The organism is Bacillus sp. 1NLA3E (assembly GCF_000242895.2).
In the GTDB taxonomy this organism is placed as follows: Bacteria; Bacillota; Bacilli; order Bacillales; family Cytobacillaceae; genus Bacillus_BU.
The window spans coordinates 371,736-388,197 of record NC_021171.1; the positions used below are offsets into that span (position 1 = coordinate 371,736).

At 39.2% G+C, this 16,462-nt stretch carries 15 protein-coding genes; 12 read left to right on the top strand and 3 right to left on the bottom strand.

The window, feature by feature from the left end:
• Positions 1-152: 152 nt before the first annotated feature.
• The 7 genes from B1NLA3E_RS01960 (at position 153) to B1NLA3E_RS01990 (ending at position 8,422) form a co-directional block, all read left to right on the top strand.
• Complete coding sequence (locus tag B1NLA3E_RS01960) at positions 153-587, top strand: YueI family protein (RefSeq protein ID WP_015592180.1); 435 nt, start codon at positions 153-155, stop codon at positions 585-587.
• A 425-nt stretch (positions 588-1,012) separates the two neighbouring features.
• Positions 1,013-1,303, top strand: a complete 291-nt coding sequence (gatC, locus tag B1NLA3E_RS01965; RefSeq protein WP_015592181.1) for an Asp-tRNA(Asn)/Glu-tRNA(Gln) amidotransferase subunit GatC — start codon at positions 1,013-1,015, stop codon at positions 1,301-1,303.
• Between the two features lie 13 nt (positions 1,304-1,316).
• Positions 1,317-2,774, top strand: a complete 1,458-nt coding sequence (gene gatA / locus B1NLA3E_RS01970) for an Asp-tRNA(Asn)/Glu-tRNA(Gln) amidotransferase subunit GatA (RefSeq protein ID WP_015592182.1) — start codon at positions 1,317-1,319, stop codon at positions 2,772-2,774.
• Positions 2,775-2,787: 13 nt separating this feature from the next.
• Positions 2,788-4,215 carry an Asp-tRNA(Asn)/Glu-tRNA(Gln) amidotransferase subunit GatB gene (gatB, locus tag B1NLA3E_RS01975; RefSeq protein WP_015592183.1) on the top strand — a complete coding sequence of 476 codons (1,428 nt, stop codon included), beginning with the start codon at positions 2,788-2,790 and terminating at the stop codon, positions 4,213-4,215.
• A 158-nt stretch (positions 4,216-4,373) separates the two neighbouring features.
• Positions 4,374-5,639: an ATP-binding protein gene (locus B1NLA3E_RS01980; RefSeq protein WP_015592184.1), complete on the top strand. Its 1,266-nt coding sequence runs from the start codon at positions 4,374-4,376 to the stop codon at positions 5,637-5,639.
• 207 nt (positions 5,640-5,846) lie between these two features.
• On the top strand, positions 5,847-6,788 hold the full coding sequence (locus B1NLA3E_RS01985) for a diacylglycerol kinase (protein ID WP_041580226.1): 942 nt from the start codon (positions 5,847-5,849) through the stop codon (positions 6,786-6,788).
• Positions 6,789-6,949: 161 nt separating this feature from the next.
• The gene (locus tag B1NLA3E_RS01990) at positions 6,950-8,422 is read left to right on the top strand and encodes a nicotinate phosphoribosyltransferase (protein WP_015592186.1); all 1,473 of its coding nucleotides are present in this window, start codon (positions 6,950-6,952) and stop codon (positions 8,420-8,422) included.
• A gap of 292 nt (positions 8,423-8,714) precedes the next feature.
• Here B1NLA3E_RS01990 and B1NLA3E_RS01995 read toward each other — a convergent pair whose 3' ends face one another.
• Positions 8,715-9,044 carry a hypothetical protein gene (locus tag B1NLA3E_RS01995; protein ID WP_015592187.1) on the bottom strand — a complete coding sequence of 110 codons (330 nt, stop codon included), beginning with the start codon at positions 9,042-9,044 and terminating at the stop codon, positions 8,715-8,717.
• A gap of 213 nt (positions 9,045-9,257) precedes the next feature.
• Between B1NLA3E_RS01995 and rlmD the strand changes: the two genes are divergently transcribed.
• The 5 genes from rlmD (at position 9,258) to B1NLA3E_RS02020 (ending at position 13,328) form a co-directional block, all read left to right on the top strand.
• On the top strand, positions 9,258-10,628 hold the full coding sequence (gene rlmD, locus B1NLA3E_RS02000) for a 23S rRNA (uracil(1939)-C(5))-methyltransferase RlmD (RefSeq protein WP_015592188.1): 1,371 nt from the start codon (positions 9,258-9,260) through the stop codon (positions 10,626-10,628).
• Positions 10,629-10,673: 45 nt separating this feature from the next.
• Complete coding sequence (locus B1NLA3E_RS02005) at positions 10,674-10,904, top strand: excisionase family DNA-binding protein (RefSeq protein ID WP_015592189.1); 231 nt, start codon at positions 10,674-10,676, stop codon at positions 10,902-10,904.
• A 236-nt stretch (positions 10,905-11,140) separates the two neighbouring features.
• Complete coding sequence (locus tag B1NLA3E_RS02010) at positions 11,141-11,470, top strand: winged helix-turn-helix transcriptional regulator (RefSeq protein ID WP_015592190.1); 330 nt, start codon at positions 11,141-11,143, stop codon at positions 11,468-11,470.
• A 220-nt stretch (positions 11,471-11,690) separates the two neighbouring features.
• Entirely contained in the window at positions 11,691-12,065 is a 375-nt protein-coding gene (locus B1NLA3E_RS02015) for a DoxX family protein (RefSeq protein ID WP_015592191.1), read from the top strand.
• Positions 12,066-12,437: 372 nt separating this feature from the next.
• The gene (locus tag B1NLA3E_RS02020; RefSeq protein WP_015592192.1) at positions 12,438-13,328 is read left to right on the top strand and encodes a sulfite exporter TauE/SafE family protein; all 891 of its coding nucleotides are present in this window, start codon (positions 12,438-12,440) and stop codon (positions 13,326-13,328) included.
• 105 nt (positions 13,329-13,433) lie between these two features.
• Here the strand turns inward: B1NLA3E_RS02020 and B1NLA3E_RS02025 are convergent, their stop codons facing one another.
• Both B1NLA3E_RS02025 and B1NLA3E_RS02030 read right to left on the bottom strand, forming a co-directional pair.
• Positions 13,434-15,662 (bottom strand): MMPL family transporter, encoded by a 2,229-nt coding sequence (locus tag B1NLA3E_RS02025; RefSeq protein ID WP_015592193.1) that lies wholly within the window; start codon positions 15,660-15,662, stop codon positions 13,434-13,436.
• A gap of 80 nt (positions 15,663-15,742) precedes the next feature.
• Complete coding sequence (locus B1NLA3E_RS02030) at positions 15,743-16,387, bottom strand: TetR/AcrR family transcriptional regulator (protein WP_015592194.1); 645 nt, start codon at positions 16,385-16,387, stop codon at positions 15,743-15,745.
• Positions 16,388-16,462 lie beyond the last annotated feature (75 nt).

A 16,462-nucleotide genomic window follows, 5' to 3' on the forward strand; every position in this document is an offset into this window, starting at 1 on the left:
TTAAAGTGAAAAGTGGTGCCTGACCCCCGGTGCGGTGGTGCGTTAAAACGTAAGTGTTCAGGTGGGAGGGATTTTACGCACCTTTTTTTGGAATGCTACATACATAGTATTAGTCTGTACGATGGGGAGGTTTCAATTTGTCAAAGTCGGAAATGGATGATTACTTGCTGCAGGGAATTCATGGGGCAAAGGAAACAAAGCCCGATGAAAGACGAAGGTTTTTAACCACCATCCGTGAAAGGGTCGTGGTAGCTTTAACCGGGGAGCAAGTTATGGAAAAGGGAGTCTATCCGAAAGTTGAGATATTGATGAAGGAGAATGGTAGCGCTCATTTGTTTTTAAATGGCAATTTGGACTATTCAAATCTTAGTAAATATATTTCAATCGCCAAAAGTTTGAATTTGGAATACACGATTGTCACCAATAAGGATTACAATTCTGATCTTGGTTTAGTACTGGCGCAAGAGTTTGCAATCGACAAAGAGGAGATCTTTATTGGAAAGGAAACTGAAACGGAACCTGTTCTGCCAACAAAACCGGAAGAGAAGGGTTTCATGTCAATCTTTCAAAATATCTTTAAAAAGTAGGAAGTCATGGTTTTTAGAAAGGTGATTTTTGGCTATTTGAAAAATGAGCCTCATCGAATACAGACCCCGGGCAAAGAAGGAGGTCTGTATTTTTGTTTCTGAAAAGCGGAGCGATGAAAGTAACATTGACCGATAAGTTTTAAAAAGCGAACGCTAACCACTAATCAAACGATTGATTGGCTGACTCCGGACTAAGTGCCCCAAGACATAGGGCGTATTCAATCAAACATTTGATTAAGAGCATCCACAATAGACAAAAGCAAATTAATTTTGCCCTTTTGCAAGGAATCCGCCCATTTTTCATGGTAAAATAGGCAAAGGACAATGCAGGGTAGATTGGTAAACATTGTTGCTTTAGTGTGGAAAAGTTTGTTATCATTTTATTATTGTGTGACTGTTCGAATAAATTTGGAGGTGAAAAAAATATGTCAAGAATTTCTGTTGAACAAGTGAAGCATGTTGCTCATTTGGCAAGATTGGCAATAACCGAGGACGAGGCTGAAAAATTCACAAAGCAATTAGACGCGATTATCAGCTTCGCTGAGCAATTAAATGAGCTAGATACGGACAACGTCGAGCCGACCTCTCACGTTTTAGAATTAAAAAATGTGTTACGCGAAGATATTCCGCAACAAGGGTTGCCACGGGAAGAAGTATTAAAAAATGCACCTGAACATCGAGATGGCCAAATTAAGGTGCCAGCTATTATAGAGTAAGGAGGGGAAAACGATGAGTTTATTTGATCAAAGCGTAGCAGAACTGCATAGTCTTTTACATAAAAAAGAAATAACTGTCTCTGATCTAGTAGAGCAATCTTTCAAACGCATCAATGAAGTAGATAATAAAGTTCAAGCCTTTTTAACGTTAAATGAAGAAAAGGCGTTGGAAATCGCCAAAAATTTGGACAACAAGCTTGGTACGGACGAATCAAAGGGTTTATTATTCGGGATGCCAATTGGGATCAAGGATAATATCGTAACAAAAAACTTGCGTACTACTTGTGCAAGTAAAATTCTTGAAAACTTTGACCCAATCTATGATGCAACTGTAACGCAAAAGCTACAGCAAGCAGAAACGATTACAATTGGGAAATTGAACATGGATGAATTCGCGATGGGTTCCTCAACGGAAAACTCAGGTTTTCAAAAAACGAGAAACCCATGGAATCTTGAAACGGTACCAGGTGGATCTTCTGGTGGATCAGCGGCATCTGTTGCGGCAGGTGAAGTGCTGTTTTCTTTAGGATCCGACACAGGAGGCTCAATCCGTCAGCCGGCAGCCTATTGTGGTGTTGTTGGGTTAAAACCAACATATGGCCGTGTGTCCCGCTTTGGACTTGTTGCCTTTGCGTCTTCCCTTGACCAAATAGGTCCTGTTACAAGAACGGTCGAAGATAATGCCTATTTACTCCAAGCAATTTCTGGATATGATCCAATGGATTCAACGTCAGCAAATCTTGCCGTGCCAAACTTCGCCGAAGCATTAACGGGTGATGTTAGAGGCTTGAAAATTGCCGTGCCAAAAGAATATCTTGGTGAAGGCGTTCAAGAAGAGGTTCGCCAATCTGTCTTAGCTTCTCTAAAGGTTCTTGAAAAGATGGGTGCAACATGGGAAGAAGTATCGCTTCCGCATTCAAAATACGCGTTGGCTACTTATTATCTACTATCTTCATCAGAAGCGTCGGCTAACTTGTCTCGTTTTGATGGAGTTCGCTATGGATATCGAACGGACAATGCCGAAACATTAATACAAATGTACAAGAATACTCGTGCCGAGGGCTTTGGTGACGAAGTAAAACGTAGGATCATGCTTGGCACATTTGCATTAAGCTCTGGTTACTATGATGCCTATTATAAAAAGGCCCAAAAAGTACGGACATTAATCAAACAAGATTTCGAAAATGTCTTTGAAAAATATGACGTGATTGTTGGCCCAACTACACCAACGCCAGCATTTAAAATTGGTGAAAAAACGGCTGATCCATTAACAATGTATGCCAACGATATTTTGACCATTCCTGTGAATCTTGCTGGTGTCCCAGGGATTTCTGTGCCATGTGGCTTCTCTAATGGTCTGCCTTTAGGATTACAAATTATTGGCAAACATTATGATGAAAAAACAGTCTATCGTGTTGCGCATGCGTTTGAACAAGCAACCGATTTTCATAAACAAAAACCGGAATTGTAAGGGGTGAGAAAAAATGGAATTTGAAACGGTTATAGGTTTAGAAGTACACGTAGAATTAAAAACAGATTCGAAAATATTCTCAAGCAGTCCGAACCATTTCGGGGCTGGTCCAAATATGAATACGAGTGTAATTGATCTCGGTTACCCGGGTGTTTTACCTGTATTGAACAGAAAAGTTGTTGACTACGGCATGAAAGCGTCAATGGCATTGAACTGTGAAATTGCCACAGAAACAAAATTTGACCGTAAGAACTATTTTTATCCGGATAATCCAAAAGCCTATCAAATCTCGCAATTTGATAAACCGATTGGTGAGCATGGTTGGATTGATATTGAAGTGGATGGTTATAAGAAAAGAATTGGGATTACCCGGGTTCATTTAGAAGAGGATGCTGGTAAACTAAATCACGGTAACGGTTATTCACTGTGTGATTACAATCGTCAAGGAACTCCGTTAATTGAAATCGTTTCTGAACCGGATATTCGTACGGCGAATGAGGCCTATGCCTATCTAGAAAAATTAAAATCGATCATTCAATATACAGGTGTTTCTGATTGTAAAATGGAAGAAGGCTCGCTTCGCTGTGACGCCAATATTTCAATTCGCCCGTTTGGACAAGAAGAGTTTGGAACCAAAACTGAGTTGAAAAACTTAAACTCTTTTAACTTCGTCCGTAAAGGGCTTGAATATGAAGAAAAGCGGCAACGAGAAGTCGTTCGTGCTGGTGGTGTAATTGAGCAGGAAACACGCCGTTTTGATGAAGCGACTAGTGCCACCTTACTCATGCGTGTAAAAGAAGGATCGGATGATTATCGTTATTTTCCTGAACCAGATCTACCAGACATTTATATTGATGAAGACTGGAAAGCCCGGATTCGTGCAGAAATCCCTGAGCTTCCAGATCAGCGCCAAAAACGATATATTGAGGAATTAGGATTACCTGTTTATGATGCAGCCGTTCTTACTGTGACAAAGGAAATGTCTGATTTCTTTGACGCGACTGTTAGCGCAGGTGCTGATGCGAAACAGGCATCTAACTGGATCATGGGTGAGGTTTCTGCATTTTTAAAAGCGGAAGGGAAGGAACTTCATGAAGTTGCCTTAACTCCTGAAGGACTTGCCGGAATGATTAAGCTAATTGTTGATGGTACGATTTCTTCCAAAATCGCAAAAACAGTTTTCAAAGAGCTAATCGAAAACGGTGGAAATGCAGAGCAAATCGTTAAAGATAAAGGACTTGTCCAGATTTCAGATGAGGGTGCACTTCTAAAAATCATTTCGGAAATTTTGGATGCAAATCCGCAATCAATTGATGATTTTCAAAATGGTAAACAGAAGGCAGTTGGCTTCTTAGTTGGACAAATCATGAAAGCGACAAAAGGACAGGCCAATCCACAAATGGTCAATAAGCTATTGGTTGAGGAAATGAATAAGCGTTAATTTAACCGAGCTGATGGTATTCCCATCAGTTCTTTTTTTTCGGCTCACCGGCACTGAAATAGCTCTTTTTAACTGGACTTCTAGGAAAAAACTATACCTTTATGTTAATATTCTAGAATAACATAAATTAACCTTAACACCATGAACGGGGTCCCTAAATGATTAGTGTGAATATAATATCCATCATTCTAAATAATATTTTTTATGTCGTAATTAGCCTGTTACTCTATCAACTGTTTGTAATTGAGAAGCCCTTATCTAGAAAGGAAAAAAAGCTTATCGTCTTTTTTCTGTCTGCGGTTGTCGTTGTCCTATGTATTATTACTCCAATAAAATTGGGTTCAGAATATCATTTTGATCTCAGGCAAATACCCATGATTATCGGCTTTTTGTACGGGGGACCAACTGTCGGAATGGGTGTGTATATACTGCTTGTAACCACTCGTTTTTTGATGGGAGGCATTGGGGCAGTAGGGGCACTACTAGAGAATACCATTATTCTGCTATTGCTCTTTTATATTTACAAACAATATTCAACTTCATTGAGGAAAAGAAAATATGGTTATATCGTAACTTTATCTCTGATTAGTTTTATTCTGTCAGCGTTAATATTTATGATCCTGACAGGAATGAATCATTTTTATCAATTATCGGTTATACAACTGATCATATATATAATCCAAACGGGAGTTCTCTGTTTATCAGTTTATTTTATCGAAGTCATGTTATGGAATCGAAAGATGAGGGAAAAGCTTTATCAAGCTGAGAAAATGGAGATTGTCAGTCATTTGGCTGCCTCAGTTTCTCATGAAATTAGGAATCCACTAACTGTAACACGGGGATTTTTGCAGCTTTTAAGTGAGCGGGGTATATCTGAAAAGAAACAGATAGAGTATATAAACATATCTATTAAGGAAATTGATCGAGCGGTCGATATCATTTCTGACTACTTAACCTTTGCAAAACCATCTTTAGAGAAACAGGAAACATTATTGGCTGCAAGTGAACTAGGCAGTATTCTCGAAATGATGTCCCCGTATGCAAATATGAAATCAATTCAGTTCACCTATAGCCTAACTCCCGAATCTTCAGTTGTAGGAGAGAAACAAAAATTTAAACAAAGTATAGTTAATATGATAAAAAACAGTATTGAGGCAATGCCTAACGGGGGAATCATCCACATCAATACTTATATTATTAATTCAGCTTTTTACATTACGATCGAAGATTCTGGGATAGGCATGTCCGAAGAGCAAATCCGACGATTGGGAGAACCATTTTTTTCTACAAAGGAAAAGGGGACCGGGCTGGGCATGATGGTCGTCTACAGCAATATCAAGGCGATGAATGGAAAGGTTTCTGTTCAAAGTGAAATGGGCAAAGGGACAAAATTCACTATCCAATTACCTCTCAAGTTAGGCTAAGGAGTTCAGCTGATTATTCCTTCTCATAAGGATTTTGTGCTTTGCTATTTTTTACCTGGTAGAATAATGGTAAAGAAAGTGGAGAGTCGCGAGTGCGAGGAATCACGATTTATTAAAATATTTGATCATGGATAAGTAGAAATTGGGTATTTGGTTTCCATTTGTGCTATTCTAGATAGTGAATTATTTTAAAATAGGATGATGGATATGAAACGAGCTAGAATCATTTATAATCCTACTTCTGGCCGAGAACTTTTCAAAAAGCATCTTGCGGAAGTATTAAGGAAACTTGAGAATGCAGGCTATGAAACCTCTTGCCACGCCACAACTGGTGCCGGTGATGCAACGGATGCAGCCCGTATTGCAGTAGAGCGTAAATATGATTTAGTTATTGCAGCAGGTGGTGACGGGACGATTAATGAGGTTGTTAATGGGCTAGCAGAGCAGGAGTTCAGACCAAGGCTGGGAATCATTCCGGTTGGTACAACGAATGATTTTGCTAGGGCACTTCATATTTCCCGTGATGTAATGGGAGCTACAGATATCATTGTAAAAGGTGATACGATTCCGGTCGATATCGGGAAAATGAATGATCGGTATTTTATCAACATTGCCGGGGGAGGCCGAATTACGGAGCTTACCTATGAGGTCCCAAGTAGGTTGAAAACAGTACTTGGACAGCTTGCATATTATTTAAAGGGAATGGAAATGCTTCCTTCAATTCGATCCTCTGAGGTCAGCATTGAATATGATGGAAAGCTGTTTGAAGGAGAGGTTATGCTCTTTTTAGTAGGACTAACGAACTCCGTTGGCGGTTTTGAAAAGTTAGCCCCAGATGCTTCCATCAATGATGGTTTGTTCTCTTTATTAATATTGAAAAAGGCAAATCTTGCCGATTTTATTCGAATTGCGACATTAGCTGTTCGAGGAGAACATGTAAATGACCCAAGTGTGATTTACACCCAAGCAAACCACATCAAGGTCAATTCAAGTGGAGTGGTACAGTTAAATCTAGATGGTGAATTTGGGGGATTATCACCTGCCGAATTTACAAATTTATATCGCCATTTAGAGGTATTTGTTCCAATTGATGAAATTCGCCCTGAAGACCGACCTGATCATTGGGTAAGTACCATTAAGGCTGAATAAGTGGGTTCGCTCTTGTATTTGAGCGGCCTTTTTTACGTTGAAAGCCCATTAGATTATTTTCTTCATAAATTATATGCATAATAAGTTTGGGTACTTTATAGGACTAGCCAGTTTTATCGTGGGTAATACTGTTGAAAAGAGTCCGTTCAGGGGGAAATGTAATGAAACACAGTTATAAGGATGATAGCTTTACCATCCATACCGACCTTTATCAGATAAATATGGTTGAAACTTATTGGCGGGATGGGTTTCACAATCGTAAAGCGATATTTGATTTATATTTTCGAAAGCTGCCGTTTGGAAACGGTTATGGCGTTTTTGCTGGCCTTGATCGGGCGATACAATATTTGCAAAGCTTTCGTTTTACTGATAGCGATATCGATTATTTGGAGAATGAAGTAGGCTATGAAGTTGATTTTCTTGAATACTTGAAAAATCTCCGTTTCACGGGTACGATTCGGGCGATGCGTGAAGGGGAATTAGTGTTTGGAAATGAGCCGATTCTTCGTGTGGAAGCACCGCTTGCTGAGGCACAACTGCTCGAAACAGCTCTGTTAAATATCATCAACTATCAAACCTTGATCGCTACAAAAGCTTCACGGATAAAGCAGGTCATTGGTGACGGGGTTGCTATGGAGTTTGGAACAAGGCGAGCGCAAGAAATGGATGCAGCCATCTGGGGCACGAGAGCAACCTATTTAGCAGGATTTGATGCTACCAGCAATGTCCGAGCCGGAAAACTGTTTGGTATACCAGTTGCAGGTACTCACGCTCACTCCATGGTTCAGGCTTATAAGGACGAGTACATTGCTTTTCATAAATACGCTAGCTCGCATAAAGATTGTGTATTTTTAGTGGATACATATGATACGCTCCGTTTAGGTGTCCCAAATGCGATTAAGGTGGCAAAAGAGCTAGGCGATCAAATTAATTTTGCAGCAATTCGCTTAGACAGTGGAGATCTTGCCTTTCTCTCAAAGGAAGCTCGGAAAATGCTGGACGATGCAGGCTTTAAAGATACAAAAATATTTGCCTCAAGCGATCTCGACGAATATACGATTTTGAACTTGAAGGCACAAGGGGCTAAAATAGATAGCTGGGGTGTCGGCACCAAATTAATTACAGCCTTTGATCAAGCAGCCCTTGGTGCAGTGTACAAAATTGTCTCCATCGAAGACGAACATGGAAACATGACAGATACAATCAAAGTTTCTTCAAATCCTGAAAAAGTGACAACACCGGGTCCTAAAAGGGTTTATCGAATCATAAATAAAATTAACCATCACTCTGAAGGGGACTATATCGCCTTGGAGGGAGAAGACCCGCAAGCAGAAAAACGGTTAAAAATGTTCCATCCAACTCATACTTATATCAGTAAATATGTCACTAATTTTACAACAAAGGAACTACATCAGGATATTTTTGTTAATGGAGAGCTTGTCTATGACATACCTAATCTTGAGGAATCCCGAGGTTATTTGAAGGAAAACCTGGCAATGCTTTGGGATGAGTATAAGCGTCCAATGAATCCAGAGGAATACCCAGTGGATTTGAGCCAAAAATGTTGGAATAACAAGATTCGTAATATAGAAGAGGTTCGTGAAAAGGTAAATGCGATGTCAGATTCAGAATAGTAGGTTTTCAATAATTTCAAAATAGCCTGAGTAACGCCGGGAAATCTTGAATATTGTTTTGATTTTTAAAGTAATGAAGAAGGCTGAGCGGGACTTTGATTCCCAATCAGCCTTTTTCATGTTGCCCAATTTTAATAGGGATTATTTTGTTCTAAAGAAGTCAAGGAATGCGTGGTAAATCTCGATTCCCTGAAAACAAACTAAGCTTGTCGCAGTAAAGGAAAAGGCAGCAATCATAATATAACGGACCAACATATTGACTCCTCCTTCATTTTTGTTTTTAAGAAAAAAATCAAGGAAGGCCGATCACGTAATTCGATTGATAGAAAACAGGCAGGGAAAAAATCATCAACTTTATGAACCAGCAGGATAACAGCATGGTGATGAGAACGAAGTGGACTATTGAAATGTTGAAGCTGATTGCTTGTACCGTGTATAGATGAGTTTTCTTTTTCTCCTCATCCTTTAATAGAAGGGCTTCATTTGCCTTATCAGTCATCACGAACTTATAACTTTCTTGAATACGATGCGATGCTGTGGGGTGATAAAGTTGAAAGAGTGAGAACGTGAGAAAAGTAATTAGTAAAAGAAATGGTAGAAAACGACCAGTCTTTAACTTCAATGTTACTCACTCCTATGGAAAGAGGTATGGAAAATTGATTGTTTTCATCATATCTACTTTAGAAATGTTTGAAAAGAAAAACAATTAGACAATTTTCGAAACAAGTTACCTTTTGTGTCAAGATTTGCAGGAATAATCCTACTGCATTTCGCAATCTAAACTGCTTTGTGATACAATTTTGCTAGTCAAAAGAACGAGCAAAGGAAGAAAATGATGAGTATAACACTACCAGTTCAAAAAAACGATTATATAGAGGTTGATTTCATTGACCTAACTCATGACGGGGCCGGTGTCGCCAAGGTGGATGGCTACCCGTTATTCGTGGCAAACGCACTTCCAGGTGAAAAGGCTAAAATAAAAGTAACCAAGGTTAATAAAGGCTATGGATTTGGACGATTAATAGAGGTTATTGAAAAAAGTCAATACCGAGTGGATGCCCCCTGTCCCATTTATAAGGAATGCGGAGGATGCCAACTTCAGCACCTTAGCTATGAAGGACAAATGGTAGCGAAGGAAAAACAAGTTCGTGAAGTGTTAACTCGTATCGGCAAGCTTGAAAATGTAAAAGTTCATCCTGTTTTAGGCATGGAGGAGCCGTGGCGCTACCGCAATAAAGCTCAAGTTCCAATTGGTGATCAGGAAGGCGGATTGATAGGCGGATTTTACCAGCAGCGTACCCATCAAATTATTGATATGAAGACATGCCTGATACAACAGGAAAAAAACGATGAAGTCGTCCAAATTGTGAAAGAGGTTTGCAATCGTTTTGGTGTGCGTGCTTATGATGAGGCAAAACATAAAGGTACACTGCGACATATAATGGTGCGTTATGGTCTTGTTACCAAGGAAGTTATGGTGGTACTCGTTGCAAGAACAAGCGATTTACCAAATAAAAACAAAATCGTGATGGAAATAGTCGAGAAGGTTGGCGGCTTGAAGTCTGTGATTTTAAACGTGAATGCTAAGAAGACAAACGTTATTATGGGTGATGAATCCGAGGTACTGTGGGGTGAGGAAGTCATCTACGATTATATCGGTGAAATTAAATTTGCGATTTCATCTCGTTCTTTTTATCAAGTAAATCCTGACCAAACGAAAGTACTTTACGGTAAAGCCCTGGAATATGCGGATTTACGTGGCGAAGAAACGGTGATCGATGCCTATTGCGGAATTGGGACGATCTCGTTATTTTTAGCGCAAAAGGCTCGAAAGGTTTACGGAGTTGAAATTGTTCCTGAGGCAATTGAAGATGCGAGGCGAAATGCGGAGTTGAACGGAATTGTGAATGCAGAATTTGCGGTAGGTGAAGCAGAAACGGTGATTCCACGGTGGTACGAGTCGGGTGTACAGGCTGATGTTCTGGTAGTCGACCCACCGCGTAAAGGCTGTGATGAAGCTTTATTGCGAACGATTATTGAAATGAAGCCTAAGAAAGTGGTTTATGTTTCTTGTAACCCAGCAACTTTAGCAAGGGACTTGCGTTTTCTCGAGGATGGTGGCTACAAAACGGTTGAAGTGCAGCCAGTTGACATGTTCCCGCAAACGATGCATTGCGAGGCCGTAGCTAAAATTATATTAAAGTGAAGTTGGAATGACTGTTAAAAGGATTGATCAGAAAGGACAATTAACATGTACCTTACCGTAAAAGAAACAGCAGAATATTTAAATATAGCAGAAGCTCAAGTCGAAAGTCTTATCCAGCAAAGAAAAATTCGCACGCTCCATGACGGTGAGCAGTATTTAATTTATAAGGAACAATTCAATACTCATCTTAAACAATTAGAAAAGTACAAAACACTCGTGGAAGAGATTTTGAATGAACCGATTCCGGAGGATTTAGACATTAAAGACGAGGATTAAGTAAAAAGGAAAGCATACAGTGGGGGAATCGCTGTATGCTTTCCTTTTGTTCATATATTAACAAAAATCTGCATACACCTTTTATATTATTAGGATTGCCAATATTAAAAGTTAGGTCATTATATTTAGTTACTTTATGAAAGTAGGTTATACTTTGGTTATTGGCTTATATCTAGTAAGTAAATAATATAATTAAATTTATAATTAGATATAATATAGCGTAGGAGTGATGGATCATGAACAAATCTCTAATTTGCCCCCGATTCGAAAAAGCTATAAATATCATGAGTCAACGATGGACAGGACTTATTATTTACCAACTACTTTCAGGTCCTCAACGTTTTTGTTCAATCGAAACTTCGATTGGAATAAGTGGAAGGCTTCTGTCAGAGCGGTTGAAGAGTTTGGAGAATGAAGGAATTGTGAAACGGGAAGTTTTTTCCGAAACACCAGTCCGAATAGAATACTCCTTAACTGAAAAAGGCCGGTCATTAGAACCTTTCATGAAAGCATTAGAAAAATGGTCGCAAGCATGGTTAGAACCTGAATCCCTACCTGAAAAATAGCAGAATCCGATTGTTTAAATACAATCGGATTCTGCTATTTTAGTGTTGTCTGTTCCTGATTGAGTTAAAGCGTTACTGCACCAGGGGTCAGGCACCGCTTCGGGTGGTAAAGGACTAAAGTGCCTCGGGTAAATTATCCATAAATAATAGGAATATAGTAACAATATAAGAATATATTAATTATACGTAAGTCACTAACCTTAGAAAGGATGATGGCTTTATGGATTGGCCTTGGCTTATTGGTCGTGCACTATTTGGTCTTTATTTTGCTTATTCAGGTTTAAATCACTTTATCCAGTATCAAGGTATGAAGGAGTATGCGTCTTACAAGGGTATCCCTGTGGCAGGACTGTCAGTAATTATTACCGGGTTGATACTTTTAGGCGGGGGTGTGAGCATTCTCGCAAATTACTGGATTGAGTGGGGGCTTTACCTATTAACAGCTTTCCTAGTCGTTTCAGCTTTCACGATGCATAATTTCTGGAGTGTTGCTGATCAGACTGCAAAAGCGGGCGAGAAGGCTCATTTTTTGAAAAATATTGCATTAGCGGCTGCGGCACTTATGTTACTATCTATTACAAATTGGACTTGGTAGATAAATAGATTAAAAAGGTGCTTGACCCCTTGGTAGTGCGTTAAAGCGTTACTACACCGGGGGTCAGGCACCTTTTTTTTCGTTAACGCGTTTATGAGGAAAAGGTGGGGGATTTTATTTTTTAAATTTTCTGTTGATTTTTTGTGAAGCAGGTATTAATATATTTATTATACAAAATTAATCATATGTGTTTAGTTGGAATAACAGCGAAATACATTTGAAGATTGCGGACAAGCTCAAAAAACTGAAATTCATAGAATATGACCGATCAGACAAACTGAAGGTGCTTATCTCTAGGGAAAAGGGATAGGTGCCTTATTTTTAAAAATTTTGAGATGTAAGAATAATAAAAATATAATTCGGGGTGTAACAATGAAAAAATTACTTGTATTTGCAATTATTGGCCTTTTAGCACAGTTGATTGACGGAGCGTTAGGGATGGCTTACGGATTAACTTCAACTTCTATGCTACTAGCGTTTGGAATTGCACCTGCTGTAGCATCTGCTTCCGTACATCTTGCCGAGGTAGTGACAACTGCAGCATCTGGAGTGTCCCATATAAAATTTGGAAATGTAGATAAGGGACTAGTTTATCGGTTAATTATTCCTGGTTCGATCGGTGCTTTTGCGGGAGCAACTTTTCTAAGCAATTTACCAGGTGATCTAGTAAAGCCTTACATCTCTATATTTCTATTGATCTTAGGGGCTTATGTTCTTTTTAGATTTTTATTTATCTATCAGTCTGGGGAAGGAAAGCAAGGAACTAAATTAACAAGGAAACAATCAATTCCGCTTGGTTTAATAGCTGGTTTTGCCGATGCAACAGGTGGAGGAGGCTGGGGACCGATTGCAACCCCGATTCTGTTATCAAAAAACGGCATGACTGCTAGAAAAGTGGTTGGTACTGTTGATACTAGTGAATTTGCTATTGCTGTTTCTGCTACACTAGGATTCTTCATTTCGCTTGGATGGCAGGATGTAAATTGGTTTTGGGTTGGGGCATTAATGATTGGAGGTTTAATTGCCGCTCCTATCGCAGCTTGGTTAGTTCGGATCGTTCATCCGCAATTAATGGGTGTGTTAGTAGGAGGGTTTATCATATTAGTAAATGCAAGAACGCTTTTAAATACATGGGTTGAGGATACCTCAAGTTACCCATATTTATATGCAGTTATTGCTGCGATATGGATTGGTGCCATCTTCGTTACAATTAAGAAAATCGCACAAATTAGTAGCAATAAACTAGTCGACTTAGAATCATAAAATTTTAAGTGCCTGACTCCCAAAGCGCAGTAACGCTTCATCGCACCGGGGGTCAGGCACCATTAATTATAGTAACGTATTAACGCGCCGAAGGAAGGCATATTTTTATTTTTCGACGCTTTTATGTTGCGCTATATTTCGCTTGGAAGGCCAGAAGACCCATTTTCCGAGTAAAACAGTGATGGCTGGTACTAAAAACGGACGGACAATAAAGGTGTCTAATAATACGCCAATCGCTGTAATGGTTCCAAAGTGAACGAGGACTTGTATAGGCATTGTTGTTAAAACAGTAAATGTTGCTGCTAAAATTAATCCTGCCGATGTGATGACAGATCCAGATTCTTCCACACCTTGTTTTACCGCTTGAGAAAGTGAAAGTTTCTTGCTCTTTTTCCAAATCGTTGAAACCATAAAGATATTGTAATCCTCCCCTAATGCCACAATGAACACAAAGGCATAAAGAGGGATGAACCCTTGAATTGCATTGACATCGAATAGATAATGTAAAATTACCCAACCAAGACCGAGTGCGCTAAAGTACGATAATAGCACGGTTCCGATTAAATATGCCGTTGCAGTTACCGAGCGAAGGTATACGAGCAGCAAAAGACCAATCAGTATGATAATGGTAGGGATGATGATAGAGCTGTCATTGTCCGTTACCATTTTGGTGTCATATTGTTCAGCTGTTAATCCGCCGATCCATACCTTTTCAGAAGGCTGTGAAATTCCCTCATTTTTCAATGTTCCTTCGACAGCTTTGCGTATATCCGGAATTCGCTCCATCGCTTTATTAGAATATGGATTTGTATTCAATTGGACCTGATAGCTAACAAGATTTTTATCTTTTTCTCCTTGTTGAGGTTCGGAGACGGCTTCTATAAATGGAAGATTTTTCAGTGATTCTGCCAGTTTAAGATCTTTTCCATCTGTTTGAACAATCACTCTTACTGGAGCCAATTCACCAGGGTTATAATGTTCAGAAATCAAGGCAAAGCCTTCACGGGAAGGCATATCTTTAGGGAAAGAAGACAGAGTGTCGTACGTATATACAATTTTTGATGAAAAGAAGGCAAAAACGCTTAAGAAGGCAATTGTCATAATCATAACCTGCCAAGGGCGCTTGATAATGAGTCCACCAAGTTTTAAACCAAAACCTTCTTTGGAATTCTCAGTTGGCAAAGCTTTTCCCTTTTTTAATGCTCGTTCCTTTTTCATTTCTTCAGTCCTTGGGATAAACGGATAGAAAGAAGCTCTTCCTAGAATGCTTAATAGAGCTGGAACCAGGGTCAGACTGGCGACCATCATAATTAATATGGATAAGCTAAATGGGACTGCAAAACGATGGACGGCTCCATATTTGGCTAACAATAATACGAAAAGCGAGAAAACAACGGTTAATCCACTCATGGCAATCGCCCCAAATGAACCTCCTAAAGCAAGTTTTATCGCAACGAATTTATCTTTTTCTTTTTCAAGAAAGCTACGATAGCGAGCAATTAAAAAGAGACAATAGTCCGTTCCGGCTCCAAATAATAGTACTGTCATGATTGATAATGCTTGGGAGTCAAACTCCGCCAAACCGCTTTCTCCAATTGCACCAAGGAGTGGGCTAGTAACACCGTAGGCGATTCCCACTCCTGCCAAAGGAATTATGGCTAAGATTGGGGATCGATAAATTACGAGCAGTAAAATAAGGACAATCGCAACTGTTCCAAATAATAAAGAAAGGTCCCCTTGACTAAATAGATGTTTTGAATCCACAGCGATTCCAGCAGGACCAGTAATCCTAACAGAAAGGTTAGTTTTGTTGTTTATTTTTGTTTTTAAGGGATTATTTGAAAATATATCCTTAATCTTATCTTGTATTTGATCTAATCCAACCCCGATTTCATCAGATCCGGCATTTTCTTTAAACGTGACGGGTAAGATAAATGTGGTTCCGTCTTTTGAGACCTGACTCTTTAGGACGGGTAATGGTATCTTGTGGAAAGGAGCTACACTTTCCTGGTGCTTAACAGGGTTTTCAAACATTTCCTTTGATAACGTTTGTATGTCCGTTAAATCTCCATCGGTTAATCCTGTGGCTCTATGCCAAGTTAACAATGCAGGCGTTCCCGTTCCTGAGGAAAATTCTTTGTCGGTTAGCTGCTGAGCTTGCTGAGACGGTGTTGTGCTTTCTAGGTTTTCTGCCCGATCATTTTTTTGTGTACTTGCTTGGGGAAGGGAGAAATTCAATGCTATTGCAATAATGACCCAGACAAGTAATGTGACCCAGCGCCCCTTTCTGCCACTTACCATCTCTCCGAATTTTTCAAACAAAGGTGTTTTCATTCAACTTCAGCTCCAATACGATTGTCTTATCAAGTGATAAGCAAGGTGTAAAAAGAAAATCTATCGCTTAATGCATAGATTTATGCTCCAATTCCATTGAGAAGGATGGAAACCATGAATTTCGCCTTTTTTACAACTATCTGACGTTGGTCAGATATTGATTGAGTCCTAAAATAGGAAGGGGGCAAAGTTGTTTTAATTAGATTTAGGATTAGATAGGCTAAATCAGTTGTTGTTGTATCAAGTTCACACATATTCTTGATTTGCCCGCTAGTAACTCCGTCTTCAATCATTTTTTCAACCGGAAGCAAAAAGCTTTTTTGCCATAATTGGTGTAGCAGTTGCTGTTGTTCTTGATTAAATTCATGGGAAATATCATGAAACATTTGCGTAATATCCTCTTGGAAATTTCCCATCATATAGCACGAAAGTTGGGTAAGCCTTTCCTCAAGGTTAAAGGTCGTCCTGCTTATTTGCGTAAGTGCCTCTTCTGTTTGAAAAAGAGACTGATGAATCACTTCAAGGTAAAGGGATTGTTTATTTTTAAAATGGTGGTATAAAGCAGGTTGCGTAATCCCGCAAGCATCTGCAATCTGTCTAGTAGAAATCCCTCGGTAGCCAAATTCCATAAACAGTTTCCGTGAAGTCCTGACAATTGTCGCATAGGTATCAATAGAATCCGTAACAGTTTTTTTTCCATCCCGTATTGATGTGCTAGGATTCATTTTGGACCCTCCATTTCTAAAAGAGTTCCTTATCAATCGATAAGTTATAAAATTATATGTTAAATATAGTAAATG